The organism is Leptospira interrogans (genome assembly GCF_900156205.1).
Classification (GTDB): Bacteria; Spirochaetota; Leptospiria; order Leptospirales; family Leptospiraceae; genus Leptospira; species Leptospira interrogans.
Genome location: NZ_FTNA01000030.1, coordinates 36,472 through 38,971, shown reverse-complemented (window position 1 = coordinate 38,971; position 2,500 = coordinate 36,472). Strand labels below are relative to the sequence as shown.

The following is a 2,500-nucleotide window of genomic DNA, read 5'->3' as shown; positions in this document are numbered from 1 at the left end:
CGTTCAGCGCTTGCAACCTCTCTCGGACATTGGCCAACATCTTCTCAGGAGTACTGATATCGGTACGAAATTCATATCCTTGGTTTTTCAAATCCTGAACCAATTCTTTTTCCAGGTCGGCTTCGCTTTGGTAGCTTTCGCTTACCTGCCACTCCCTGTTGTATTTATCTAAAACGATAAAGTGATTGGATTCGGCTATGGTTTTGTATTCAGTCATTCAATTGCCTTCGGATCTTATTTGGTACGCATTCTTAAACGATACATTTCATCGAGCTTTTTAACCAGAAAGCTTAGAATTCGCCTGTGCTCATCCGGAACCTCAACGACTTCATTATCTGAATGTTTGGAATGGCTTGAGAAATTGATAATTCGAACCTCATAAGGATTCGGATCGCCATCCTCTGTTTTTGATAACAGATCTTCCCATCTCTCCAGTCCGACAAACGTAGAAGTCTTTTCTAGAATGTTTCTGAGAAAATTGAAATGATATTTATGTAACTGACCTGTTTCGATCGCCTTCTCGAGTTCGGCTTTAAGATGAAGATGGTAAGAAAAAGGAGAATCAGTGGATTGGTTCGCTAATTCATAGCTTTCATCTTCCTGTTTTTTCAGGATATATTTTTTGAAAGTATCTTTCTTAAATTCATTGTGAAGCACATTATAAAAAAGCGGATTATGGGTTGTGATTAGAAATCTAATATCTGATTTACTGGACTGAATCAGTTCCGCCGCTAGTTCAATTAAATGGTTCTCATCTAAGGAGCTGACAGGATCATCAATAAACACGTATTCCAACTGATCAAATTGGTCCGTTTCCTGTTCACTTGAATCGATGACATTTAGAACACTGATAACTTGTTCCAGTAAACTGTAAAAAATACTCCAAATGAAATTGCTCTCTTCGCCTTTGGAAATTTTAAGATTACCCGAACGCTCTTCGTTGCCCCGTGTCAGGGAGAAGGTTACTTCCGAAAACTCTTTAACAATAACCTCTTGCTCGTTTTTATCTTTGACGGTGTATGCTTCATTGAATCGTGGCGTTAGCTTTTTGTTGGTATAATGCTGAAAATTAGTTATGATATTGCGATCTTGTCCTTGGTCTTTCAGTATCCAATCCGTGAACGAATTGGATTGAATTTTTAATTTTGGTTCCGCATCTTTCTCTAAGTCGTTATCCCAGTAAAATAAATCTTTGGTAAAGGCGTTATAGTAAAGAATTTTGTTATGCGATGACTCAGCTTGATCTGCCTCATCACGATTGTTTTTGGGTGCAACGAGCTGTTTGAATTCCCTGGAAAGGCGAGTCTTGCCCGTGCCATTAAATGCATAGAGCAACTGGACTTTTTGATCGGCATCTTTTAAAAGCTTTGCTATATCCATGCTCATTTCGGCCCCGCTTCTGCTTTCGGGAAGCTCAACAATAATTCACGATAGTACTCATATTGCTTTTGACGTAGTTCAATTTCGCGAGGCAGACCTTCGCTGATCGAGCTAGTCAGGGCATCGAATTTGTCTAAGATGTCGACGATACGTTCTTGTTCTGCGAGGGGAGGGATGGGGATAGAAATGCGTTTCACATCAGCCGCGTTCATATTTGGGACGCTGCTGCTCTTGCTTCCAATCGCAATTGAGGACAAAGCATGAAACAGATATCGAGGCAGAATCCCTTCTTGTTTTGGAATAACGACCTTCAGCCTGATGATGGGGGTGAAATGGGCTTTTCTAAAATATATAGTTCCCGTATTCGCGCCGATCGAAGAAATGGTAACGGCATCTTTGTCTATCCTGTAGCGGTCTGTGTAGCCATATACCTCTGCGCCGTTCCCAAAAATTGGGTATTTGTAGATGTCTGTCGGAGTTTTGCTCATTGAGCTACTTTCCGGAGCCTCCCCGCCTGTATATACGTCGCAGGTCTCCCCCAACGTCTTCCACTCCACTTCTCCTTCTTCAAAGCTTAAGAGTTGATCTCGATAGTAATTATACTGTTTTTTCCGCGCGGAAAGCTCAGAGGCAAGCTCGGTAGTAAGCTCAGTAAATGCGTCCAGAATGCGGACGATTTCTTCTTGGGCGGGCAGGGGCGGAATGGGGATTTGGATTTTTTTAAACCCATTCATATCCACGGACGCAAAACTCGACATCGTGGTGTTATTTTTACACCAATCATCTAATAGAAAACAGTAATAAAAAAGGAATCTAATTTCAAATCTATCGCTATACTCAGTTTTTAAAATTAAATTAGTAAACCTCTGGTTGGATAAATATGGGACAGTTATTAGAGCATGCTCGCCTATTGTGGCAGATGTCGCAACTATGATTGAGTTTGCAGGAAATAATTTTCCGCCCTTAAGCGCACTCTTTGCTACTTTCTGTAATGCATTATTAAGAATTTGTCCATTTGCCCGAATGTCTTCCATTCTAAACCAAGGAATGGTGCCATCTTTCCAATATTCACTAATTGATTTTGAAGGAGTATATCCATTTCTTAGATCAAAAATTTCTT

3 protein-coding genes (2 of these 3 running past the window's edge) are annotated in these 2,500 nt (G+C 40.6%); all 3 read right to left on the bottom strand.

All coding sequences use genetic code 11. The features are described from left to right. Tightly spaced (at most 17 nt apart), the 3 genes in view from BW942_RS17785 to BW942_RS17775 form a layout consistent with a single transcriptional unit that may run on beyond the window. Nucleotides 1–217, bottom strand: partial view of a type I restriction endonuclease subunit R gene (locus BW942_RS17785; protein ID WP_000141537.1) — the beginning only. 2,882 nt of this gene lie to the left of the window's left edge; only the first 217 of its 3,099 coding nucleotides appear in the window; it begins with the start codon at nucleotides 215–217; its stop codon lies beyond the left edge, outside the window. Between the two features lie 17 nt (nucleotides 218–234). Then, a complete protein-coding gene (locus BW942_RS17780) occupies nucleotides 235–1,386 on the bottom strand; it encodes an AAA family ATPase (protein WP_000061285.1) in 1,152 nt (383 codons plus the stop codon). Then, nucleotides 1,383–2,500, bottom strand: partial view of a restriction endonuclease subunit S gene (locus tag BW942_RS17775; RefSeq protein ID WP_000083101.1) — the 3' portion only. The gene runs 64 nt beyond the window's last position; 1,118 of the gene's 1,182 nt are visible here — the last part of the coding sequence; its start codon lies off the right edge, out of view; it ends in the stop codon at nucleotides 1,383–1,385. The genes BW942_RS17780 and BW942_RS17775 overlap by 4 nt, the downstream gene beginning before the upstream one ends.